Source organism: Mucilaginibacter gynuensis (genome assembly GCF_039541195.1).
Classification (GTDB): domain Bacteria; phylum Bacteroidota; class Bacteroidia; order Sphingobacteriales; family Sphingobacteriaceae; genus Mucilaginibacter; species Mucilaginibacter gynuensis.
In genome coordinates this window covers 448102-473292 of sequence record NZ_BAABFT010000004.1, presented here as the reverse complement: position 1 = coordinate 473292, position 25191 = coordinate 448102, and the positions used below count along the sequence as shown (strand labels likewise).

The following is a 25191-nucleotide window of genomic DNA, read 5'->3' as shown; positions in this document are numbered from 1 at the left end:
GAAAAACGAAAACACGCATCGGATAAAGCACAACTATCCTGCCGAGCCCGCTTATCTACTGGCTTTCGAATATGACAACTGTTGAATTAATTTCAACCTCAGGCCAAATCACAAATTTCAAAGTTCCTATAAATACCGCGCTTTAGCAGAAAGCTGCCTTTAGGGTGGCGAAAACTGCTTATTTGTCGTATTTTTGCGGTACCAACCCATTATAAGCCATAAAGAGGAGCCGAAAAACTTTATGGACATATGATAGCTACCCCTACTATTAGGCCCGAAGATAAAACTTTCTGCCGCTGCGGCGGAAAACGTCATGATGCGGAACGTGTTCCCCGAAAACTGCTGATGAAAACACTGCTGTTCTGGCTGCCTTTAAAAAGATACCATTGCCTGAAATGTGACAGTCATACCTGGAAGCTGGATCGCTGAACCAGCAATAGGTTAAGCAGAGCGCATCGCCCGTCAAGCTTTAGTTTACGAAGGGCAACTGCAATAATCAGACCTAATGTCATAGGTGTTTGCGACTAATTACGCCGTCTGAGCTTATTGCTTTTCAGGAACTGCTGCGTCTTGATATTCTCCCACATGATCAGTTTTTCCTCTATCCGGTGAAAGGCCCGGATGTCCCCGTCCTGGGAGATCACCAGACCCAGACTGCCGGGATGATTCCAGCAGTAAGCGATCATCGAGCGGTGCCGGGTACCGAAATGCCCGGGATCAGCCGCCACCAGTGATTTCGGGCTGGCCGTAGCTGCGGACGAAACAAAGATCCGTTTGGGCATTCGTCTCGTTTTCAGGACGCCACCAAATCCCTGGGAAATCATGTCGCGTGAAAAGAGCAACACCCCATCCACACAGGTATGTGATGCCAAAAAAGAAATGCATCCCTTGATCTCGTCGGCGATCTCCTGTTTGGCCAGCAGGGCGCGCGATTCTTCCAGATACCCATGTTTGCTGATCACTTTCTTACCCGCGCCAAGGTGCTCATCGATCAGCATTTCGGCCATGTAATGGTTAACGGTTTCCTTGGCGTAATTGCTGATGGCATGTTTAAGCCGGTCATAACGCACCGCATACTTAATATCGATGCCTTCATGCTCATCGGTTATAAGGATCGCTCCGCCATGATGGTAATTTTGTATCCGCAGCAGCAGCCTGGAAAGTACCTGTATCCAGATGCCATCCATAAAGATTTCCCAGTCTTCAAAATGTTCCCCTGCGTGGCTGGCCGAAAGAAAGGTTTTGAGTTCATCTTTCAGATGCGCGGCGTTGGCTTTCAGAATTTTTGAAACCGGACCGATAGTAAACACATCCAGGTAACGCGGAATCAGTTTATTCTGCTTCAGGGTGGCCAGCAGTTCGTAATCGAACAGCACATTGAGGGTGCCGATATCGTTGATACTGACCTGGAACAGGCCGGGTTGCTCTGAACCGGACTCTGATTCATAGTTCAAAAAGCTCTGGTAATGGATCGCCTGGTCGATCATTCCCCAAATAAACAGCTTACCCTGCCGGTCAAAATAGACGGCCAGGGAGGTGCTGGACGGATCAGATGCTTTTGAAAGCTTTACCAGAGCCTTGATGGTCATTTCCAGCGGCACGTCAAATTTAATACAGCTCCAGCGTTCAGCTACGATCCGTCGCGGCGGCCTTGGATCCGGGTTATCCGGGTCGATCAGCGTAATGGTCACTTTCACCAGATCGCTTTCCTCTGTTCGCATACTGGTGAAAAACAAGCATTCGAAAAGATCTTCCAGCACTCCCAGGGGCGGGATGTCGAGGGATAATTTGCTGTGCTGCAATTTTTCCAGTACATGCAGTGCGAGATCTTTCGGTTGAGCGTTTGACAATGCCATGGTGCGGATCTGAGTATGATTTGGTGTTTAACAACCGGACACAGTAAATGTTGACGTGGGTATACGGAAAGATTTAGGACATAAAGTATAATAAACGTTACATAAAAAATTTAATGCAATCACGAAAGTCTCCGTATATTATTGATTGTATGTTGGTTTATCATTGATTTCGGATTTAACCGGGCAAAAAAAGACTTGGGAACAGATATTGATGAGTACAGAAGTATGAAGCGGATTTTGATTATCGACGACAACGAAGACATTCTGGAAATCCTGCAAATCGTTTTTCGCGATGAAGGTTATAATGTGGTCGTTTCGAACACGGGAGATGCCGCCGAGTATATCCATATCATACACCCGGACCTTATTTTACTTGATGTGCGTATCGACGGGTACCAAAAACGCGGCGATGAGATCTGCGCTGAGATCAAAGCCAGATATCCCTATCAGTTACCAGTGGTGCTGATATCCGCGGAAACCAATTTGGCTGTGCTGGCCAACGAATGCGGTGCGGACTTTTATATCAGGAAGCCATTTGATATTTACGACCTGGTCGCACAGGTAACTAAGTTCCTGACGTGACCTTTCAGGTTATTTATGCTACCTTTATGTCTATGAGTGACAACATGGAAAACAAGTCTGATAACCAGCAATGCGGAAAAATAGATCTTGGTCCCGGAGATCTCCGGGTTTACTTTCTGAATAACCTCGATAAGATCTATGCGGCCAAAACACATTTGGTTAGGCATTTACCGGAAATCGCGCAGGAAGCCCATTTTACTGATCTTAAACTCGCAATCGAAGAAACCTGCGAAGATGTGGAAAAACAACTGGCCCGGATGGACATCATTTATGCTATGCTGGAAGCGGACCGGGCCCAGGGAAATTGCAGCGGCCTGGCGGGGTTGATCGATGACGCGTTCGAAGATATCAAAACACACGGTCAGCACCCCGAACTCCGGGATCTTTCTATCGCATTCTATATGCAGAACATTGAAAGTATAGAAATGGCCTCCTTTCAGGTGCTGGAAATGGCAGCGGTAAAACTAAAAAACAAACAGATTAAACAATTGATCCGGGAGAATTACGATGAAGCCAAGGCAGACCGGACGTTGTTGTTACTGATTACCGCTAAATACCTTACTTCGAAGTAGTCATTTGCCGCGGGCATAGACGTATCATACCAAAAATCACAACATGAAGGTGTAAATTAAACGTTGACATCGTCTGGCTGTCTATCACCTCTGAAAACAGAACAATAATGGAAAGGCGTTCATCATTAAGTGTACGCCGCCGAACATACTACTTTTCAGGTCAGTAAACTTTCCAGAAGCATTGTATAAAATCATAACGCCAAAGCGAGCTGCACATTTTATTACATACCTTTTTGAACACTCAATTAGCTCAGGCGACAAAAGGATCGATACCTCAGGCGGTCGCGGTGATGATGCAGATTAGTTTGCTTGCTATTTCAAATATAAAATGTGGTAGGCCCGACATCACCTATTCAAGATGCAGTTCGCGGAACATTACCAAGTCGGTCGGCGAATCATCGGCAATTCGGAGGCTTATGTGCCGTATTATTGGTGCCCCGCTCAAAGTTCCGCTAAAGGGGGCAGGTGCTGAAAGCCTTATGGCCAGGCTAATCGAACTTTAAGAGGAAATTCGATCATTTGCTGACGAGACGTTTACCTAATGCAATAGGAATTAAGGCGCGTGACTTGCTGAAAACAGCTCGATCGGTACAGGGACATTGATCATTCTCTGATTCCGTTTTAGCCAACACCGGTTATTTATTCATCCACAATGAGCCAATAAACGGGCTTAGGCTTAAGATCTTTATCAAACAGCAACGGGTAGTTTTTACGCCCGCGCACCGGAAAATTATCTAACCAGGAGTATTTATCTGATATATTCCAGAAAGTGACACCTGTGATCTCCTTTTTGTATCTGCGGAACACCCTGAATACCATTGCATATTGTGCTGCCTGCCTGGCAACCCGTTGGGCGTCTGTCGCCATTGTGGCGATCTCCTTGTCGTTGGCAAAAATTGATATATCCAATTCGGTAATCTGGACCTTTAATCCCAAGGAACTAAAGCGTTTAATAGAGTTGATCAAAGCTTCGGGCGAAGGATCGTTTACCGACCAGTGTGCTTGCAGTCCTACAGCATCGACGGGGACATTCGCGTCTACGAGTTTCTTCAACATATTATAGATGCGCTCCCGTTTGGCAGGGTCTTCCGTACCATAATCATTATAAAACAATATCGCCCCGGGATCGGCCTCGTGTGCAAATTGAAAAGCTTTAGTAATGAATTCATCACCACAGATCTGATACCACAGGGAATTTCTCAGGTTTTGGCCCGGGGCGTCCGATACGGCTTCATTAACCACATCCCAGGCATAGATTTTGCCTTTATAACGGTTGACAACAGCGTAGATATGATCTTTCAGTCTTTGCAGCAATAACTCTTTACTGACCAGCTTTTTCTCCTGGTCATAAAATATCCAGTCGGGCGTTTGCGAGTGCCAGCACAGGTTGTGTCCGCGCACCCTTAAATGGTTCGCCTGCGCAAAATCTACAATGGCATCTGCTTCTGTCCAGTTGTAAAGGTCTTCACGGGGATGAATAGGCCCCATTTTCATGGCGTTTTCCGCAGTCAGGCTATTAAATTCCTTTAATATCAATTTTCGCGTAGCAGAATCCCGCAGGTCCCGGGCGGCAACAGCCACACCGATTGGAAAATCACCTATGAAGTAATCCTTCAGACCTTTCCATGTTTGCGATTTGGCATTTAAAGCACACCCTGCAACGATTATCATCGATAATAAATAAGCCTTCATCTTCATAATTAACTATCGCCTGGATGATTTTGATCCGCTAATCTATAAAATCTTTTCATAGTGTCTTAGACTTCATGCAAACTTATACGGACCTTCGTTTTAGAGAGATTTAGATGACTTCTAAAATTTTTTTATAGTCTTTGCCACCATTACATCCTGTCACTATTTAGAATAGATGAGGGAGGTCCCCCCGACCATGAGAAGAAGGCTATTCAGCGTAATGACAGCGCTTCAATCTTTATTAAATTTAATTGAAATAAACATTTTTTACTGTTATAGCCGATGTATATAATTCTGCCATCAGCTTTCTACAAAGCCAATCCCCTTTTGCTTTATTGCAATTGATCGGTCATCCATCTTCTGACTCTGAAAATTCCGGATTGCCCAGATGTTAACATCCTGCACGATACGCGAATATTTATTTTTTCGCGTTAAGGATGTGAATTTTTGAATCCCAGAACCATTGTACCGAGCTTTACATCAGTTATATACCCAGGAAGCGTTTAGCCATGAGTGTTAAGTTATTATCGATGTCCGTTACGACACTTTTCAGGGCTGAATAATTGTTGCCAATCTGGTGCGTAAACTTGATGCAATTAGGCTGGCCCGGCAATATATTAGGAATGTGAAAGATTCAGCCCTAGTTTTAACATCCGCTGATTTAACGTAGATATCAATTGATCATTTTCGGCAATCGCGTTGTTGATGTGGTCAATTCTTGAGGTCGTATTATTAAGAATTGCCTGGATAAAGATTTTCCGGATCCTATCTTTTATTAATATCGAAAAAAATAATGGGTTCGACATGGAGAATGAGTTAATTAGGGACGGGTAACAGCCCTGTTTACGCAAAATATTCCCCAAGGTTTCAGGATTAACATTTTAATGTAAGCAACGGTTGTTCCTGGGATAGGTTTTTGATGACTTTACCAACGAATTGCGGCGGGAATTTCGTTAACTTCAGGACAGCGTTCCCCAACTGCTTGAAAAGCTAATCCACTGTTCAATATGGTCGCTAATACAATCTGCTTTCCTTTTGACGGATCGAGATATTCAGCGTCAGAGCAAGTGAACGTCACTAATCCTGTTGAAGAGGCCGCTTATTTCCGCCATTCGGACCTGACTAGCAAAGTACCTACCTGGCACAGACCATCCTCCAGTCCACCATCCGACATGATCTTTCTGAAGAATTGTTTTTTTGGAACGTTACGACGAACTAAAAGCCGAACTGCAAAACCTGATAGATATGCCGAACAGAAAGCTGAACGAGGTGGTCGTATTTCTCTAGCAGAGTAAAGGTGTCTTTCCTAATCGTCGCAAAAAGAACTTCTCCGAACTTACTGAAGATGAATTCGAGGCAATGCAAAAAATCTACATTGAAATATTTGCGATGGATTAATACTATCGGATTTTTTAAAAAACTGAACCATTAATCTTAGCCAGTGTAGAATGCAAAAAGCCCTTGCGGGCTTTAGCTATATAATGAACTCTTTCGAGTGGTTATATTCAAGGGGATATAAGAACACGCGAACCTTAACAATGCGTCAGGGAGCAATCTTATTATTTAGACTAATAACTGATCCGAAAATTATCAATTTCTGTGCTAAATAAAACCATAAATAATTTAACCGTTAATTCGTGACTGAACTGAAAAATCTTGCCCAATTGAACACCCTTTATTGGAAATTTTCTCGGAGTATTTGTTGACTTTGAATATATTCATGAGACATGAACACAAAAAATTGTTCCTATTAAAAAATTTCGGGCCTGTTCCTAAAATAGGATCCGTCTTGATATGCGTTTGCCCTGAGTTGCATTCTAATTCCATAGCCGATCAGGCTAAAACCTTCCTGAATTCCGTCGTGCTTATGCAGCTACGAATCAAATAAATAAGTTGTTGGCCGAGGAAGAATTGTTCCTTACAACAATTAAAGGTAGAGTTGATAAAAATGATTTGATACGGCTTGACTGGCAATTAACCCAATCCGGCGATGAGGCAGCACTGATTTGTAATGATTTTGAGGATGAAGCGGTAAGCTCCGTTGTAAATGGCATGATGCTTGTGAACAATGTCGTTAAAAAAAATCAAAGTATTATTGATCTCGCTCAATTTGGCAACCAATATCTACCATCTAAATTTAACGCATGGGTAGATAATGGAACAATTAATAAAGACAATAAACCTGATATTTTATGGATAACAGATTATCGTATTGAATTAAATAGTACAACGCTTTATAACTAAAGTAAACGGCTACGAGCCTAAAAATTCACGTTGAAACCTATTTCAATATCACGTTTCGCCTGCCTTTCTATATCGCCCATTTCCAATCCAAAATCTCGGGCATATCGATTCCATTTTCCCGGATATAGTGATGGTGTTCAATCAGCTTGTCCTTCATTGCTTGTTTAAGATAAGCTGCACGGTCGCCCAATTGAGGCAAGCGGTCTATCACATCCTGAACCAGGCTGAAACGATCCATTTCATTTAATACTGTCATATCAAAAGGCGTGGTAATAGTGCCTTCTTCTTTATACCCTCTCACATGTATGTTATAGTGATTGGTGCGCCGGTAGGTAAGGCGGTGAATTAACCATGGATAAGCATGAAAAGCAAATATCACCGGTTTATTCTTGGTGAACAGCGCATCGAAATCCGTATCGTTTAAACCATGCGGATGTTCACGTTCGGGCTGTAACTTCATCAAATCAACCACATTAACCACCCTGATCTTCAATTCGGGCAGCTTTGATCTGAGAATTGATACTGCCGCAAGGGTTTCTAATGTGGGTACATCTCCGGCACAAGCCATCACAGCATCCGGTTCCTTCCCATCATCATTGCTGGCCCAATTCCATATACCGATACCCTTGGTACAATGAATAGTTGCTTCTTCTACAGAAAGCCATTGCGGGGATGGATGTTTGCCTGCCACCACTACATTCACATAGTGCCTGCTTTTAAGGCAATGATCCATTACCGACAACAAGCAATTTGCATCGGGGGGTAGATAAACCCGCACAACCGAAGCTTTTTTGTTGACCACATGATCTATAAAACCAGGATCCTGATGTGTGAAACCGTTATGATCCTGACGCCATACATGCGAGGCCAGAAGAATATTTAAAGAAGCCAGCGGCCTACGCCATGGCAAGCCTGAAGTTACTTTCAACCATTTGGCGTGCTGATTAAACATGGAGTCGATAATATGAATGAAAGCCTCATAGCAATTGAATAATCCGTGGCGCCCGGTAAGCAGATAACCTTCCAGCCAGCCTTCGCATTGATGCTCACTAAGCATTTCCATCACCCTGCCTCCTTTTTTTAAAAACACATCGGAGTCTACTATTTCAGCTTGCCATTGTCGTTCGGTGGTCTCAAAAACAGCGTCTAATTTATTTGATAGTGTTTCATCGGGACCAAAAAGCCTGAAATTCCTATTTTCCAGGTTTAACCGAATAACGTCCCTCATGAATTTGCCTAAAACCAGCGTATCACCAGGCCCGGCAATGCCGCGTTCGCTAACGTCTAATCCATAATCATCAAATTTTGGCATGTGCAGATCCTTAAGCAGCAACCCGCCATTTGCATGCGGGTTAGTACCCATCCTACGTTCACCGTCAGGAGCAAGCGCAATTAGTTCAGGCAGGAGCCTACCGTTATCATCAAATAGTTCATTCGGTCGGTAACTTCTTAACCACTCTTCCAGTTGCCGCAGGTGTTCCGGATTTTTGACCGGGTTAGTAAGGGGCACCTGGTGGGCACGAAATGTTCCTTCTACGGGTAGGCCATCAACCATTTTGGGTCCTGTCCAACCTTTTGGTGTTTTCAGGATGATCATTGGCCAGCATGGCCTTTCTCCATCCGGGTTAGCTGTGGCAAGCCTTTTAATAGTTTTGATCTCTTCTGTCACCATATCCAGCAGCGCTGCCATCTCCCGGTGCATCGTTATCGGATCATCACCTGCTATCAGGTATGGCTTCCATCCATAACCTTCAAACAAAGCCAGCAACTCTTTTTCGGGTATCCGGGCTAATACAGCCGGGTTGGCTATTTTATAGCCATTCAGGTGCAAAATGGGTAATACGACGCCGTCACTCACAGGATTTAAGAATTTATTGGAGTGCCAGGCCGTGGCTAAAGGGCCGGTTTCTGCTTCCCCATCCCCCACTATGCAAGAAACGATCAGATCAGGGTTATCAAATACAGCACCAAAAGCATGGCTAAGGGAATAACCCAATTCACCTCCTTCATGCATAGATCCCGGACATTCCGGCGAAACATGGCTGGGAATACCTCCCGGAAAGGAAAATTGAGTGAAAAGCTTTTTTAACCCGGCTTCATCCCGGCTGATGTCAGGATAGATCTCACTATAGCTTCCTTCCAGGTATGTTTGGCTTACCATGGCCGGCCCGCCATGTCCTGGTCCGGAGATATAGAGCATGTTAATATTGTATTTTTTTATGATACGGTTGAGATGCACATAAATAAAATTTTGACCCGGTGTAGTACCCCAGTGGCCCAGCAACATACGTTTAATATGCTCAATTTTAAGTGGCTCCTTCAATAACGGATTGTCGTGCAGGTAAATCTGTCCAACGGAAAGGTAATTGGAAGCGCGCCAGTAGGCATCTATCTGGTTTAATTGCTCAGGTGACAAATCATTGTTCTGAACATAGGAAGCTTGTTCATTCATACTTTCCGGATTAAAATATTTATTGGTGAAGATCTCGAATAGATGGCCGTTATGAAGTGATTAGGATCATCTTAAAATGTGATTTGCCGCTATGTTATATACAACACCTGATCAGCAATTTGTTTGAATAAACTTTTATGTTTGGTTCTTTTAATGCCTGAATTAACATTTGGGTTGAATCCGGTTACTTAGTAAGTAATTAAATTTTATATAATCAATTGACAGGCCACTTCACATGGGGCGATTGGTAAACACTTCTATACAAGTCGCAAATGGAATTATTAATATTTGTATCCTTTATAAAAAAAACAGAAAAAATCATAATCAAAACTTCTACGATAAGAAATAGCTTAATCCTTCCAGCCAAATCTAATAGAATTGCAAAAATTCAACAGTAAATGGCAGATGTTTTAATCAGACTATATGATAAATTATTTTAATATTTAATCAAAGCCTGTTTGAACTGCGTCTATGAACCGCTATAAGCCTAATTTTCCAATTGAGTTTATTCATCAAAATTTGAGGAAAAGCGGAAAGCATTACCCAATCAGGCCTTTAAAAACCACTTAGCGTACCCCTACGCTAAGTGGACTTGTTATGATATCTTACTTGCTCTTTTAAGAATAATCAAAGCTGAAATATTTCCGTAGTAATTCCTAATTATATCTATTTCATTATTAAACAAAAAAGAGATGGCCTTCCCTTGCCATCTCTTAACTTAATCCATGCTATTTGTACCGTTAACGCAATAAATGTACACTAATATTATACGAACAGCAGCATCGATTGGTTATAATATAATTATTTCCAAATAATCGGGCTTAGCTTTACTCTAAAAACGTGTCCAACATAGTTGCACCCACAGTATTGGAAATCAGCCTGGCAGATGATTTGATTACTTATTGCTTTGTATCTATCCAACGAATAAATTCTTCGGGTAGGATATTTCAATTCGGTCCTTTTGTTTGTTATAGCCATTCAACTTGGAGTGAAACTTGTCGTTTCATTTATATTGATGATATCAGGCCCGGAGAGGATGTGCCAAGCCTACGGCGTGCCCTGTGTGAAGCGAACGGTGATAATCTTTTTATGAATACTTACCGGCATCTACGTTGTGACGGAACGATACGTGATGTGCAGATTTCCCGGCTGGAGATAGCATACCAAGACAGGGCAGCTTTCTTGGTAATGCCGATGCCTGTGACCATAGAGCCACTCTCTGGACAACTTGGCAAGCTATTTAACAAGGTAAATTTTGCTCTGGTGCAAAAAGCGGCAGGTGAGCGTAAACGTCTATCAGAATTGCGTACTATTGTTGCACAATTGGAGGCCGGGCAATCTTTATCTCGGCAAATTGCATTGATCAGCAGGATTAAGGTACTTCTGGAGGATGTGCCTGGTGTTGGCCTTAACTAATGTTAAGTATTTATACCATGCATATTTTAAAAGTTTAATAGACTCGAATGTAGAAATAAAATAATCAAAGGTCAAATATCGATTGTTAAGTTGCCCGGTGATGCATCTTTTTTCGAAACCTATAGTGTCCTTCACGCTCGATACTCAGTAATGTTGTAAGATTAAGGAATAGAGAATACGATTTGAGTTTTACTGTTTAGACTGCTAACCAAACTAATTCAAGTATTTACGATTTGAAAACGATAGGCTATATTTCCAAAATACCCTCCCAAAACACTCCCTGCTTGAAATTAAAAAAATACACTTTTGATTTGTAAAGGAACAAGAAAGAAGGCTGTTCTTAAAGCATCTTTTCAAAGCAGATCAATCTTATCAACATTGTGATTTTATGATCTTGTACATATCAGCCTATTTCCATAGATTGTTATCCTAACAAACGGATATCAATAGCCAAACATTTGCCCGAAAGCAGCGTTTATTCACTTTGAACCATGATTATAAGTCATGACTTTTCAAATACCTTTGATCCATTTCAATTATATAACATTGTCAACTACTTCTTATACATTTTTAAATGGGGGCGGCAAGGCAGGTGAACTTATACGCGCTTCAGATTGGTCGCAAACATTTTTAGGTTCTCCTGATCATTGGCCGGAAAGTCTTCGTTCCGCAGTAAGTATCAGCCTCAATTCAGGTTTTCCGATCGCTATTTACTGGGGATCAGAATTTACACTGATCTATAACGATGCCTGGAGTTCGATCCCAGGAAATAAGCACCCATGGGCCCTTGGAAAACCCGGAGCAGAGGTATGGCCCGAGATATGGGGGGGCCTGGAGGCACAATTCAATTCTGTTTTAAAAACCGGTGAATCCATCCGTCAGCCTGATGCCCTCCTGCTGATGAACCGGTATGGTTACAAAGAAGAATGCTATTTTGATTATACCCTTTCGCCCATCGTAGCTCCAGACGGTACTGTGGGTGGTGTATTCAACGCGGTCATTGAGACCACCTACCGTCACATCAATGAACGCCGCAATGCTTTGCTTTTGTCATTCTGGGAAAACCTGAACAGTTCAGCTAGTGTGAGTGGTGCTACGGAACTGATCTTTTCAATACTTAACACTGCGCCAGAGGATATCACGTTTTGTGCTTTGTTCACTGCTATCGGGAAGGATGGCCAGCCGGCAGTGCTCAGTGGCCATACTGCTATTCCCAAAGAGCTAATCCAATACTTTACAGACCTTTCTTCAAAATTATCATTTGATAACAGGCCGGTAATCATTTCCGAACTCGCCGATCATATACCCGTACCGCTCGTTGATCATGTAAATGAACCCGTTAAGGAAGCGGTGGTCGTACCTATATCAGGTGGCAATTCCGGTGTGAGCGGCTACATGGTATTAGGGATTTCTCCCAGAAAGCGATTGGATGATGACTATCTGAGGTTCATGGAAGATGTGGGCCGGCAGGCCGGCACTATCCTCAATAACGCCTATGCGAACGAGATCAACGAGGCCTATCTTCGTGAACTGGCTCTGAATGAAGAACTTGGCGCGGCCAACGAAGAACTCTTTGCGACGAATGAAGAGTTACTACAGACGCAGAGACGGTTAAGTGATCTGACGGATGAACTGGAACTTAGGGTCTCCGATCGTACCAAAGAGCTGGAGGATAGTTACGAAGAACAGCAAACACTCAATGAAGAGATCAATGCCGCCAATGAAGAGTTGACCTCCGCGAATGAAGAGCTTGCCGCCACTAATGAGGAGCTAAGTGAAACGCAATTTCATTTGCAGCGAACGCTATCTGGCTTGGCTGAAAGTGATGAACGCTTCCGCAATTTAGTACGGGATGCACCTGTCGGGATCATTTTGCTGACCGGAAAGACCCTGCAAGTGCTTATCGTAAATAACCGCTATGCGGATATGATCGGACGGACGACAGAAGAGCTACAGGGCAAAAACTTGTTTGATATTATTCCTGAAAGTGCACCAACGTTTAAACCCGTTATCGACCGTGTGATGGATAGCGGGCAAACGCTTTATCTGACTGATCAGCCCTACATGGTTTACCAGGGTGAAAGAACGATCAGCGGTTTTTTAAATATCACTTACCAGCCGTATCGCGAAGCGGACGGACAGGTCACCGGTGTAATGGTGCTCTGCCAGGATGTTTCTGAGCAGTTCCTTGCTAAGCGTAAACTGGAACAAAGTGAGGAACAGTTCAGGTTCATGTTAAACGCGATCCCCCAGCAGGTCTGGACAGCTGCACCTAATGGTGCATTGAAATATGTTAACGAGGTGGTCGCGGAAGATTTTGGGGAGGATGGTGAGGCTATCGTGGGACAGGGCTGGCAGAAATTCATTCACGAAGATGATATCACGTCTACTTTAAATGCCTGGCAAACTGCCCTTTCGAGCGGGAAGGAATACCAGGTGGAATTCCGGTTGCGTATGAAGGAAGGCAATTATGTCTGGCACCTGGCGCGTGCGCGTGCTTACTACGAGAATGGTAACATCGTTTCATGGCTGGGAACGAACACCAATATCGAACTTCAGAAAAACAACGAGCAGAAAAAGGATGAATTCCTGTCGATCGCCAGTCATGAATTGAAAACCCCGCTGACCAGCATAAAAGCTTTTAACCAACTGATGTCCAGATCGAATAAAGCAGATAATCTTAAGGGCTTTATCGATAAATCTATCCATCATATCCACCGGCTTGAAAACCTGATCAACGACCTGCTTGACGTCACCCGTATCAATGCCGGGAAAATGATTTACGAGAATCAGGAATTTGATTTCAGGCAGTTCCTGGAGGAAACGATAGAGGGCGTGCAGTTAAAAAGTGATAGTCATCAGATCTTATTGGAATACGCCGATGATATAAATTATACCGGCGACAGGTTACGACTGGAACAGGTGCTCAATAATATCTTAAATAACGCTGTAAAATATTCCCCGGAAGCTTCCAGGGTGCTTGTTAATGCTTACGTTAAAGATGAAGGGATCATCATATCCGTACAGGATTTTGGGATCGGGATCGAGCGGGAGCATATCGAACACCTGTTCGATCGCTATTACAGGGTCGATAATACCGCTATGCGATTTGAGGGTCTTGGCCTTGGCTTATACATTTCTTCGGAGATCATCAAACGGCATCAGGGTACCTTCTGGATAGAAAGCAAAAAAGGCGAAGGATCTACTTTTTTCTTCCGCTTGCCGCTACAGGTAAAAGACAGGTCTGTAATGATCGATTCATCAGACGAGTATAAAGACGCTTTCATACATATCATCCACAACAAGGAAAATTCCAGGCTTGATGTGGACTGGAGGGGATTCCAGGACGTGGAAAGCGTGAAAAGAGGCGGCATGAAAATGCTGGAAATATTAGGCAGAGCGGGGGTCAGCAAAGTATTGAACGATAATACACATGTGCTGGGTACCTGGTCAGAGGCGTCCGATTGGGCTGCCCAGGTCTGGTTCCCGCAAATGGTTTCCGCTGGTCTCAAATATTTCGCCTGGGTCTATTCGCCAAGCACTTTTAGCAGGATGTCGGCAGAGAAAGCCGCTGATACACCTCCAGGATTGGTAGAGACTAAGTTCTTCGGAGACGTGGAATCTGGTGGCCTGTGGCTGAATGAAAAGAAAAACTAAATGCAGAAATACAAAATTGCCGCATCGGATATCCGTAAAGACGGAACAGAAAAGAAAAATTCAGCTAAACAAACAGAAAATTATCCTGTTTTGGGAGACCCGGCATAAAACCGGGATCAAAGGCGCCACACCTGAAGATCTCAAACGAACGATAACGACGTATTTGGAAAAAACTAAAAATCAGCCCACCCGCCTTAAAAATGTGTTTGCATCTATTCGCGAAAAGGCAGTTGCAAAAAAATGCCTGGCTATGGAAGGCCTATTAGCGGAAGCGACAGCACTTCTTCAGATACTGATAAATGTACAGAAGTTCCGATGTAGCAATTATTTCTGCAGCACAAAAGGTCAAGCATTACGAGATCGCATCTTATGGGACCCTTCGCACTTTAGCAGGCACATTGGGATACAGCGAAGCCAAAAGTTTATCTGATAAAACGCTGGCCGAAGAAAATAATGCAGATTCTTTTACTCACTCAGGTAGCAGAGAATTATGTAAATGAGGCCGCGGCTGTAAAAGTGCTTAATAATTGTTTCTTATCCTATAGGAATAAAGATGCTTCTCATAATTTTAGCTTTTAATATTCTCATTGATACCAGGCGGATGGTGCTTTTCAATCTTGTCAGCCAATAAGTGCAGTAATTGCTCCTCCACATTTCCGGGATTCTGAGAGATATGCAAAAAGGCCTGCGCGTCAGGTTCAAAACTAGCCAAGTAGCTACCGTTTTCGAACACTCTGTATTTGCAGCATTCCCAATCATGGTGCGGATATTGGCCCACTTCGAAACGATGCTCCAACTTGCCCATACTGACAGTCATCGCGTAATTTTCTGATAGAATGATCACCTATCTAACCTCAGTTTGTTTATTTAGTATGCCCAGTCGTCATCATCCTGCGGCTTGCGAAACAAGCAAAAGACTACCCAGCACAAAAAAATGGCTGACAGCAATTGTTTAGGTGTTTCAGCGGCCTGATGCCCAATGATGAATGCGGTCAATTCCCATATAATAGCCACAATGGCCAATGTAGCAAACAATACCCGTAACATTAATTCCTTATTCCTCATAGGTCCGTAGATTTTTTTGACGGAAGACCTCACGTGTGATAAGTTTGCAGTTCGCGGCCAATCCGTCCAGCCGGCAACACTTTGTCCGAATCTTTACCGGGAGCGGCCCGTCTGTTTCCATGAGATCAATATGCAGAACGGCCGCGCCCCGTAACTTTTCATCACCCTGTAAACTTTCAAACAAAGCCGAGGCAGCCGAACTGTCATTACCAATACCAAATTGCCCGTACACTTCAAAACCGGCGTGCGTTTTTAAACTGAGCAACAAGGAAAACCGATCTTCCATAGGACATAGTTTTAAGAAAGCATCAACCTGCAAAAGGCCCCGCGCGAGCCGGGCCTTTTATGATACTTCAAGTTTGTAAATCGATTACTTGATTTCGATCTGGCGGCGCACCATTTTAGCCTCTTCGCGTTTGGCGATATCAATTTTTAATACGCCATCGGTATAAGTGGCCTCAATGTTCTCAGGATTGGCGATTTCGGGAAGCGTAAAGGAACGTACCCAGGACGCATAGCTGTATTCGCGTTTGCTGTAGCTTTTTTGCTGATTGTCATCTTCAGTACGCTGTTCTACGGAAATATTCAACACATTGCGGTCAAGATTTATTTTGAAATCCTCTTTTTTAAAACCCGGCGCCGCCAGCTCCACGTGGAAGTGCTCTTCAGTCTCACTGATATTTGCGGCAGGTACGCGTGAAGTGAGACGGTCATTGAAAAAAGTGTCGTTCAAGATGGAATCGAATACGTCATTAAAGACTGGTAATAATGAACCATTGTTACGTTTGTCAGAATTGAATTTAACCAGTGTCATAGGTCTGTCCTCCTTAATTTAATAATGATTAAAACTTATAATTAATTAATCCGGACAGTGTATTTCAACTTCTGTGCCATGGCTGAAATATTACAATCGGGCTGAAAAAATTTCACAAATAATGAAATTTTTTCAGCTTCAGAATGACAATTTTGCGATTTACGTTATTAGTCTTGGCGGTGCGAGATTCTCGTCTTTGACAGCGGAGTCCCTCTTATTAAAACATTCAGCAAATGCGAATGTCTCACTTCGCTAGGCTGCAACGATAGTGGTCTCCGTTTTAATGTTTTATCCTGTTGCTGCATGTGCGGTGAGTTCTTTATTTGTCGAACCAGATCAGACCCTACCGGTTGATGTTACCTTGGTGCAGGGCGATGCCGTTTTGGAAAATAGTATCCCCACCTCCGGTGGGGATACTGTTGAAATTGTCCACATTGGCCGGATTCTGCTTGGTGTAAACCACCTTGCCCCGCTCTTTGTTCAATGGATTGACCCAGCCGATTGAATTGCCATGGCTGATAACTTCATAGATGTTATACCCGCTCACGCTCTGATCCCTCTTCAACAGGGGGATTTGACCCATATATTTCCGATGAAACGGTTGCCTTTGGGCATTCCATAGACCGAAAAGTTACAGTCGGATGATCAGACTTTCCTGAGATTCCCTACGTACAAACCTGTGAACAATATTCCGCTTCGCGTATTAGGCAAAATGAATCTTTTGAAACCAGGACTACCGTTGTCCCGAACTTAACAAAACCGTAAATGTCGTGCCCTTTTCGGGCTCACTTGCCACTTCGATCGTGCCATTTAGCACTTTTACATGGCTTTTAACCAAGAACAGCCCCAGGCCTTTTCCCTCATGAGAATTCGTAAATCGCTGATAAGGCTTAAAAATATCCTTGCCATACTTTGCCAGGTCGATCCCGGTTCCGTTATCTTTTACTTGGATAAGCAGATCATTACCCTCCCTGGTTACATCTACCCGGATGACCGGCGGTTCTTCTGAACGGTATTTAACCGCGTTACCGATCAGGTTAAATAAAATACTATTTAAATAAGCTTTATGAGAATTAAAAATTATCGGTAATTGCGGCAATAAGAGTGTCACCTCGTTAAGGGCCAAGGTATCATGGAGATCTAGTTTGATATGTTGAAGTATTTCGGAGACATCGACAGGCTCAAGAACCATAGCTGTTGCGCCATCCGTGATCGATAATATTTTGCTCAGGTCCAAGATTACCTCGTCCAGGCGGTGGATTGAAGACTTTAATTCCTGTATGCAACGGTCGATCATCTCCGGATCGTCACGGTCGATTTCCAGCAGCGTAACTATGCCCATAATATTGGCAACAGGCGATCGAAGATTATGCGAGACAACGTAGCCGAACTGTTGCAGTTCTTGGTTACGATGATAAAGGTCGTCAGCTAGTTGTTTTAACTCTTTGATCCGTGCTTTTCGTTCAGAGATGTCGTGCATGGCCCCGACCATTCGGACAGCGCGCTGTGTACTGTCCCGTATAATAAAACCCCGGTCGACCACATAGGCAAACGTGGCGTTCGCGCGTTCAAACCTGTACTCTTCCTTCCAGTTGGCTTGCTGGCTTACTAGCACTGCCCGGATACTTTCAGCGATCCGCTCCCTGTCCTCAGCGTGAATATGATCGGTCCAGGCGCTGATGTCCGCTTTGACACCGTTTACCGGATGGCCGAAGATCTCGGTATAACCCTCCGCCCAGTAAAGAGTATTACTTTTGATGTCCCAGTCCCATAAAGCGTCGGAAGTTGCCCGGGTCACATAACTGTAGCGCAGGTTCGCCTCTTCGAGCGAACGCAACAACTGATCCCTTTCCCTTTTGGTGCTGCCGTCACGTGCTATGCAGTGCATCACCTGGTCATGTTCATCCCAGCCGGCAGACCAAATTAGGGGAACAAGGTGGCCGAGTTTGTGCCGGTAGCGATTCTCCAGGCCTGACTGGTTGCCCCCCGCGACGATTTGGCAAATAAGATTTTCGGCTTCCGGAACATCGGCTGTCTCAATGAAGTCGCGGTAGTTTTTGCCGCAGAGCTCCGAGGGTTGATAACCCAGTATTGGATAGACTGCCGAACTCACACGTTGAAAGATCCCATCTCTGCTGACTGTGCATATGATGTCATGCGAGTATTCCAGAATCTTTTCAAGTTCCCGTTGTGTTTTATCTGACATATTAATACTTGGTTTCGTAGGTTTTTATCTGCTTAGTACGTAAAAATGATAAAAGTGTTGTCGGCGATATTTTTTTAGTCGGTAATGAGCTAGTTATTTCTTCAAAGTATTTGTTCGTTACCAGGCCCTTGGCCCATGGGACATGTTTATCTGTGGTAAAAGGCACTCAGAACAGTCCTTTTGGGCGACATACTAAAAGACAGCCCGCAACTAAAACTGGGCATTTCCGTTCAAAGTCATATGAAAAAGCACCTTGTCATCATTGAAGACGATCCCCTGCTGATGCAATTTTTACAAAACGAGCTTTCCCTGTATTACCGGGTAACCGCCCTTTCGCACGTTGAAAATATCGACGAAATTCTGGGAATTGAACCGGACGTTTTTTTGCTGGACGAGCTTTTGCCGGTGATTAATGGGCATTTACTATGTATTATCTTGAAATCGAAGGTGCAAACCCGCGATATACCGGTACTCCTCATGTCGGGACACCCGGAATTGAAGCATTATGCCTCTTTATGTAATGCTGATCATTATTTGGCCAAGCCTTTAAATTTGTCTGATCTGTTAATCTTACTCGATCGGGTTACCGGGCAGGCCTAAACAGCGGAAGATGTGGATTCCGTCTTACCTGTATTTAACTACAGTACAGAACAGCTTTATTATTTAAGTTACTTTTAGGTGCTATCGCAGATGAAGCGTTAACTGAATAAATTAAACCAAATTGGATGGACTTGACTTCCTTCTGAAAGACCATAACTTTTCCTGTGATAATTGATTAAACAAGCATGATATGACTATGCTTCAGGTAGTTCAAAAAAGCTTCTTCATTAAGGTCGCAAATTTAAACATCATTATTGCCATTTTTCCTTTCCAAATACCCATGAACTGACTCACAACTATCTTGGGCGATGCTACATACTGAATATGGTCCGGATGAAAATATAATATAAATGTAAAAAAACAAAACGCCTTTATATTGTTATAGCTAAGCAATAGAATACAATCCAAGAAACAGGTAAAGAAGTACAAACCGCCTCATCAAAACTTATCAAAATAACAAGAGTAGAAAAATAGAATTTAGAACCACTACGCAAACGGTTATTATACCATCGGTAATATATTTGACAACGATTTGATTTATTACCAAATAACTTAAAACAGAGATATCAATCAGCGGCAAAGAGATTTTTTGCCTTATTTGCTGGTCAATATCGCTACATAAAAGTAAAGCTCTAAAAATTAAAAAAACTTAAACTTTTATCGAAGACATTACTAATGCTGAACAAGGAACCATAGTGTGTGTAATTTTACCATGCGCCATCCTGCTTGTTTGCGATATATCAGTATTATCTAAGAAGCCACACCCTTAATATCTTGTTCACGAACCATTTTTGATACCCCTTAAATCTCTAATTAAATAAACCCTAAAATCAGGTTTGATTATTATCTTTAAGTCGATAAATAAAGCACTCTTCCAACAGGTACCTATCATTATGATAAATATAATAATGTCGCAGAGTGTTGTTGTTACTATCGGGCGGGATGGTGACTTGTTAGAGGTTGTCATCAGTCCAATAACAAGCAAGGAAAACAATGTCATCAGTGGCAACTCTTTTGACTTGGCATTTCGCAATATTATATCTGAAGATGTTTATTATGTTTTGGATACCGAAATGGTTATCGGCTCCATTTATTTAAATGAGGATGGTTCCTGGTATCTTAACGGAGCGACAGATTTATCATTTAATGAAGAAAAATATATTGCAGACTTTATATTAGCGTATAAAGAACCCGAACCTGATTTTTAGCACGTTTCAACCCCAATGACCGAAATAGAATATCTAAACCGTGTAATGGTTTATTTAAAGCAAGAGCTATCTCCCTTATACAGGGATAGAATAGTTATTAATGAAGGCGTGATTATTGTTAAATTATCCGATGATGTACCTTTTAACGAAACCTATAATGACCTTCACCCTTTGATCGTAAGCAATGTCGAGAGAGTAAGGAATCGGGAATACGACTTGAACTTTACGGTGTGGACCGCTAACCAGTTGAGAGACTTTAAGGTTTATAGATAGCTCATAGAATTTACCTAAGAACAAATTAAGCAAATCGTGGTTTGAACATTGATTTGGTTATGAAGTTTTTTACCGCAAATGTATTACCCGTTCTGTTTTCAATATTGACAATTGCGATTGGTTATTATCTATTAATTGCTCTTTCTCAATTGTCCTTTACATATTTTTACACGTGGGTTTATGTTCCAATTGCACCAATAATTTATTTAGGGTGCTATGTGTTGACTCGCTTCTCAATTTATACTGTACCATTAAAGATTTTCAAGTCCTATACACTTGCTCCGAGCCTTATAATCTTCACTTGCTTGATGTCCTATGGAGTATTTAATTTATTGATTTATGATGATATGAATATTTATCATATCCCTAATTGGCATTTCATATTAATGTTTTTAATACTAATATACAGTGGTTTGTTGCAGCTGGCTAATTCTCATTCGCGCTTTGTTAGCCTCGATTACAATAACATATAATAGTCCGAAATCAGAAGTATTCAAGAAAACCACTCAGCGTACCCCTACGCCAAGTGGACTTGTTATGACATCCTACTTACTCTTGTAAGACAAGTCAAAGCTGAACTAATAAAACGGTTAAACCTATTTAAATCCTGTTCATTATTAAAGCTGCTTTTATTCAACCTGAGGGCGTAATTACATGGCTAAAATTTAAAACATTTAATATTCCTAAAAGTTTTAATTGCGCACTGTTTATCAGTGGATTACGGTAAACTAATATTGATATTAAAAAATATGACGGAAGCAGAAATATTAGCAGATTTGCTAACAGGGGTATGGGAATATAAATCTGGTGAATTTATAGAATTCAAGGCGAATGGTTACAGCACAGGTATTTCTGAAGAGCCTTATACTATCGAAGAAAGATTTTTTGAAATTTTGATAAAGGTTCCATCGATAGGGATATTGAGGGGGAAAGTGGTTTCGTATAACTATAGTTCAGTTAAGATAATAGATATAGCCAATTCAACATATTACAATTTTAAAAGGATAGGTTATATATAAAATAAAACCCCAAAAACAATCGCTGCTTGAGGTTCCAACCTAAACCTTATCACGCAGTGAAGTTTGGATAAATTGGAATATAACGAACAATAATAAATAATAGAGATGTTCCCTACCACAGGAACATCTCCGAAGCAATAGACAACGCGGCTAATTTTCACGATGTTTATTACTACCAAATAACAATCACCAAATTATTTTGGTTTGAAATTACTTAAACCTTGTGTAATATAATTAAGGCCAATATTAGCATCCATCACATATAAGTATACATATCAATCAACCCAAAAAACTCCTCCAAGTTCGCAGGTAATTATTGCAAATGGTAATAGTCTATTGACTATAATATTATATTGTTGGGAATAGGTTTATATTACGTTTTAGGTTTATTTCTCTGAATATAAACCTAATCGATCGGCTTTCAGTGTAAGAAATTACTTAATTACAATGAAAGTTGAAGTATTGGAGAGTATGTGCTGATAAGACAATGGGATAGATTTATAAAAAAAAATGGCTGTATCTCAAACCATCTTTATGCCCTAACTTATTTAGCCAAGGAACCCCATGTCCCAGACGGTTGATACCTTAAACGAAGTAATATTCCTGATAGTTATAAAAGAAAAGGTCACTTTACCCCCCTATACAAGTGACCTTATACGAATCACCCGGCGGCAAGTTATTGCAAATATAATAAAATGATAGATTAGGCTAATTATCAAAAAAGATGCCCCGTATGAAAGGAGCATCTCAAACACTTATTTAAAATTTGTGGTATGGGAACCACACCTGTATTAACCAATGTCTTTAACGTGTTTTTTTTATTTTTGTTTTCTGTATTTTTTGTTGCCTTTAAACTCCTAATTTTAAAGCTGGTAACCACGGAGACCTTTCAACAATGAATCAACCCGTCCGCCATTTGAGCTGAGCATATCGGCGTTTAAGCCAGAACGAACGGATTACGGCCTGGCATGTCAGCTTTTACATGGCTGTTTTCTGTTTATGGGAAGAGGATGGCGCGGGGCAGTTTTCTCAGGTGTCACGCAAAAAGCTGATGGCACTTTCCCGTATACAAGGCATTGCCAGCTACCATTTAATGCATCCGTCAATTAGTCGCATTTGCTTATATCAGCTTCACCCCTTCCGATCATCCCCTGCACGGCAGCATGATACGCTTGTGAACACTGGATAAATCTCCCCGGGTGGATGAAATTTCAGCTCCGGTATCAAACCGGACGTTTATCCGAAAAACGTTAATCGAGCGAACACAAGACTGATTTTAGATCATGCTTAGTGAAGCCCGAAATGGCATCAAGACCCAAACCAACACACCGAACTATTAATTGCTAAGACTTTCCTTTTTGTTTTCAATAGCTCTTGCTTATTTCTTACGCCTTTGCGTTGATTTGGCTCGACATTCCTGCAAGGTTGGCCAGGCTGTTTCGTGCAATTAAATCGACGAACGTCTTATTAGCTATAATTTCACATCCACAAATCAGTTAGTTAAAATGATCAAAGTGTCACAGAAAGCTCTACATTGTTTTAAGAACAGAATAATTAATGATTCCGGCATATTCACTTAATGCCATATTTTAATATTATTTATTCGACAATGATAACTCAACCTAATATTATCTTATCTTCATAAACCGAAAGCTAAACCTTGTTATATGCATTCTGAAATTGAAAAATTAAACGATTTGTTAATCGGAACTTGGGAATACTTGCCTGATAAATTTATAACATTTCCAGCCTATCAGACCAAGGATGAAGCGTTCGAGCGTTTATTTTTCATCAAAGAAACCTTTTTTGACTTAATAATAATCATACCGTCCATTGGTATTAGTAGCGGTAAAATTCTATCTTATAATTACAGTTCTATTACCATAATTAATACAACAACATCGGTAACCTATCACTTATCAAGGATTAAATAATATTATTAGGTTATGATATCGTATTTAAATATGGTACTTGTTTACTTACAAAATGAGTTGCCGGAATATAAAACAGTATTAACCATTCACGATGGCCAATTTATTCTTAAAGTGGAAGATGATATTCCATTCCATAATAGCCTAAAAACAGCAATGGAGAAGGTAAACAAGGTTTTATCTGATGGAAAGATTATCGAATATGATTTGATATTTACTGTTTGGAATAGCAATAATCAGAAACAATTTGAAATAAAGAAGAGCTAAAAAATCCCCAAAACACTCGCTGTTTTGAGGACTCTTACTAAATCTTTTAAATGAAAAAACGCAGCCGTTAGAAGCTGTAACTCAAATATAAATAATCCAGATAATCTTTGAATTAAATTTGTTGATAATTAAGAGAACTATTTTTTGAGCTATTTTCCTCAATTATTAACACGGGAAAGAAAAATTCACAAGCTATTATTGGAAACGCAAAAACGACTTGGAAGGGTTAAAAATAAACCCCCTTCAACAATCGCTGTTCAAGAGGGCATTTTACTAAAAATCTGTTTACTACTAATCAACGAGACTATGTAGTTATAAATAAACTTGGGATATTTCAAATTGTTTTTTTTAAGTCTTTAGGTTTTAATTAGTTAACGATAATTAACTGCTAAATAACTGAAGCTGGTAAATTAATGAAGTTGAAAAAGATAGCTATGTTTCAAACTATCTTTTTACTAATTAACCCGTGGAATTAAAACCAGAAGCTATTATTGAAACGTAAAATCAATGCTCAATGTTTAATAAAAATCCCCAGAACACTCGCTGCCTGGGGACTTCAACCTAAACCTTATCACTCAATGTAGTTTGGATACATTGATTCTCAAAGATAGGTACTATAACTGATTCTTAATTAACTTAAATTTAACAAAAAGGTCACTTTGTATACCCCTACACAAAATGACCTAAAATTAATTGATTTAATTTGCTCCGGCGACAAATCACTGCAAATATATGTAAAATCTTTTAGTCAAGACAATGGGAGATAGCCCTAACCACGGTGCTATCTCCATACCTATCTTGCGAAAGGGATAATTGTATTACTATATATAAAACGGGCAAACAAAGAGACATTTTTGGTAATTAAAAAAAGCTGCTTCAAAAAAAATCCCCCCTTAACACTCGCTGTCAGGGGGAATTCCGTTGTCTGAGATTTCAATATTTATTTTGACGGTATTTTAACAAACCAGTAAAACAAAGGTTTTCAAATTTTAAGGGTAAAAAAGAGATGCCTATGCCCCTCAAATATTTTATAGTTTTTACATTGATAAAATGACCAAAAACCTATTATAGCACATTGACTGGATATTACGGGACGCCTGAACACGCAATTCCGTAGTTATTTGATCAGTAAAAGGCGTTATGATCAAATTTTTAAAATCATAAAGTTAGGTAATTAAGATGGTCAAAGTGTAATGGAAAGCACTGCAGTCGTTTCTTTTCAGAACGCTACATTCAACGGTCACGGAATATCCAATTACCAACAGTATAGGAATATGTTTGGTGGCCTTGTGCAGCATGCTCTACAGTTTGTTTAGTAACTACTAACCGATATATTT

Annotated in this window: 19 protein-coding genes and 1 pseudogene; 11 read left to right on the top strand and 9 right to left on the bottom strand. The window is 41.4% G+C overall.

All coding sequences use genetic code 11. The features are described from left to right. Window positions 1-524: 524 nt before the first annotated feature. Entirely contained in the window at window positions 525-1856 is a 1332-nt protein-coding gene (locus tag ABD894_RS11045; protein ID WP_345211086.1) for a putative sensor domain DACNV-containing protein, read from the bottom strand. A gap of 195 nt (window positions 1857-2051) precedes the next feature. On the opposite strand from ABD894_RS11045, the gene ABD894_RS11040 reads away from it, so the two are divergent. Together ABD894_RS11040 and ABD894_RS11035 are read left to right on the top strand one after the other, a co-directional pair. After that, window positions 2052-2438 carry a response regulator transcription factor gene (locus tag ABD894_RS11040; RefSeq protein WP_345211085.1) on the top strand — a complete coding sequence of 129 codons (387 nt, stop codon included), beginning with the start codon at window positions 2052-2054 and terminating at the stop codon, window positions 2436-2438. A gap of 44 nt (window positions 2439-2482) precedes the next feature. Continuing rightward, complete coding sequence (locus ABD894_RS11035; protein ID WP_345211084.1) at window positions 2483-3010, top strand: DUF892 family protein; 528 nt, start codon at window positions 2483-2485, stop codon at window positions 3008-3010. 639 nt (window positions 3011-3649) lie between these two features. On the opposite strand, the gene ABD894_RS11030 is transcribed toward ABD894_RS11035, so the two are convergent. After that, complete coding sequence (locus ABD894_RS11030) at window positions 3650-4708, bottom strand: endo-1,4-beta-xylanase (protein ID WP_345211083.1); 1059 nt, start codon at window positions 4706-4708, stop codon at window positions 3650-3652. Window positions 4709-6598: 1890 nt separating this feature from the next. On the opposite strand from ABD894_RS11030, the gene ABD894_RS11025 reads away from it, so the two are divergent. After that, a complete protein-coding gene (locus ABD894_RS11025; protein ID WP_345211082.1) occupies window positions 6599-6946 on the top strand; it encodes a hypothetical protein in 348 nt (115 codons plus the stop codon). 67 nt (window positions 6947-7013) lie between these two features. On the opposite strand, the gene ABD894_RS11020 is transcribed toward ABD894_RS11025, so the two are convergent. Then, complete coding sequence (locus ABD894_RS11020) at window positions 7014-9398, bottom strand: phosphoketolase family protein (RefSeq protein WP_345211081.1); 2385 nt, start codon at window positions 9396-9398, stop codon at window positions 7014-7016. Window positions 9399-10265: 867 nt separating this feature from the next. On the opposite strand from ABD894_RS11020, the gene ABD894_RS11015 reads away from it, so the two are divergent. The 4 genes and pseudogenes from ABD894_RS11015 (at window position 10266) to ABD894_RS11005 (ending at window position 14971) form a co-directional block, all read left to right on the top strand. Then, the gene (locus tag ABD894_RS11015; RefSeq protein ID WP_345211080.1) at window positions 10266-10814 is read left to right on the top strand and encodes a hypothetical protein; all 549 of its coding nucleotides are present in this window, start codon (window positions 10266-10268) and stop codon (window positions 10812-10814) included. A 504-nt stretch (window positions 10815-11318) separates the two neighbouring features. Further along, the gene (locus tag ABD894_RS11010; RefSeq protein ID WP_345211079.1) at window positions 11319-14471 is read left to right on the top strand and encodes an ATP-binding protein; all 3153 of its coding nucleotides are present in this window, start codon (window positions 11319-11321) and stop codon (window positions 14469-14471) included. Between the two features lie 163 nt (window positions 14472-14634). Next, window positions 14635-14703 (top strand): annotated as a pseudogene (locus tag ABD894_RS28140) (hypothetical protein); the annotation flags it as partial. Window positions 14704-14770: 67 nt separating this feature from the next. Continuing rightward, a complete protein-coding gene (locus ABD894_RS11005; protein ID WP_345211078.1) occupies window positions 14771-14971 on the top strand; it encodes a DUF892 family protein in 201 nt (66 codons plus the stop codon). Window positions 14972-15039: 68 nt separating this feature from the next. Here the strand turns inward: ABD894_RS11005 and ABD894_RS11000 are convergent, their stop codons facing one another. The 6 genes from ABD894_RS11000 to ABD894_RS10975 all read right to left on the bottom strand — a co-directional run bounded on the left by ABD894_RS11000 (window position 15040) and on the right by ABD894_RS10975 (window position 18556). Continuing rightward, entirely contained in the window at window positions 15040-15315 is a 276-nt protein-coding gene (locus ABD894_RS11000; protein ID WP_345211077.1) for a hypothetical protein, read from the bottom strand. A 23-nt stretch (window positions 15316-15338) separates the two neighbouring features. Next, entirely contained in the window at window positions 15339-15536 is a 198-nt protein-coding gene (locus tag ABD894_RS10995; RefSeq protein ID WP_345211076.1) for a hypothetical protein, read from the bottom strand. Then, the gene (locus ABD894_RS10990) at window positions 15526-15822 is read right to left on the bottom strand and encodes a hypothetical protein (protein WP_345211075.1); all 297 of its coding nucleotides are present in this window, start codon (window positions 15820-15822) and stop codon (window positions 15526-15528) included. The genes ABD894_RS10995 and ABD894_RS10990 overlap by 11 nt, the downstream gene beginning before the upstream one ends. An 84-nt stretch (window positions 15823-15906) precedes the next feature. Continuing rightward, window positions 15907-16350, bottom strand: coding sequence for an Hsp20/alpha crystallin family protein (locus ABD894_RS10985; RefSeq protein ID WP_345211074.1), 444 nt, complete (start codon window positions 16348-16350; stop codon window positions 15907-15909). Window positions 16351-16693: 343 nt separating this feature from the next. After that, the gene (locus tag ABD894_RS10980; protein ID WP_345211073.1) at window positions 16694-16933 is read right to left on the bottom strand and encodes a hypothetical protein; all 240 of its coding nucleotides are present in this window, start codon (window positions 16931-16933) and stop codon (window positions 16694-16696) included. A 150-nt stretch (window positions 16934-17083) separates the two neighbouring features. Beyond that, window positions 17084-18556: a PAS domain-containing protein gene (locus ABD894_RS10975; protein WP_345211072.1), complete on the bottom strand. Its 1473-nt coding sequence runs from the start codon at window positions 18554-18556 to the stop codon at window positions 17084-17086. A 180-nt stretch (window positions 18557-18736) separates the two neighbouring features. Here ABD894_RS10975 and ABD894_RS10970 point away from each other — a divergent pair, with 180 nt between their 5' ends. From ABD894_RS10970 to ABD894_RS10955, 4 genes are all read left to right on the top strand, one after another. After that, a complete protein-coding gene (locus tag ABD894_RS10970; RefSeq protein WP_345211071.1) occupies window positions 18737-19156 on the top strand; it encodes a response regulator in 420 nt (139 codons plus the stop codon). 893 nt (window positions 19157-20049) lie between these two features. Continuing rightward, on the top strand, window positions 20050-20364 hold the full coding sequence (locus ABD894_RS10965) for a hypothetical protein (RefSeq protein WP_345211070.1): 315 nt from the start codon (window positions 20050-20052) through the stop codon (window positions 20362-20364). A gap of 1022 nt (window positions 20365-21386) precedes the next feature. Continuing rightward, the gene (locus ABD894_RS10960; RefSeq protein WP_345211069.1) at window positions 21387-21656 is read left to right on the top strand and encodes a hypothetical protein; all 270 of its coding nucleotides are present in this window, start codon (window positions 21387-21389) and stop codon (window positions 21654-21656) included. A gap of 1946 nt (window positions 21657-23602) precedes the next feature. Further along, complete coding sequence (locus ABD894_RS10955; protein ID WP_345211068.1) at window positions 23603-23854, top strand: hypothetical protein; 252 nt, start codon at window positions 23603-23605, stop codon at window positions 23852-23854. Window positions 23855-25191: the final 1337 nt, after the last annotated feature.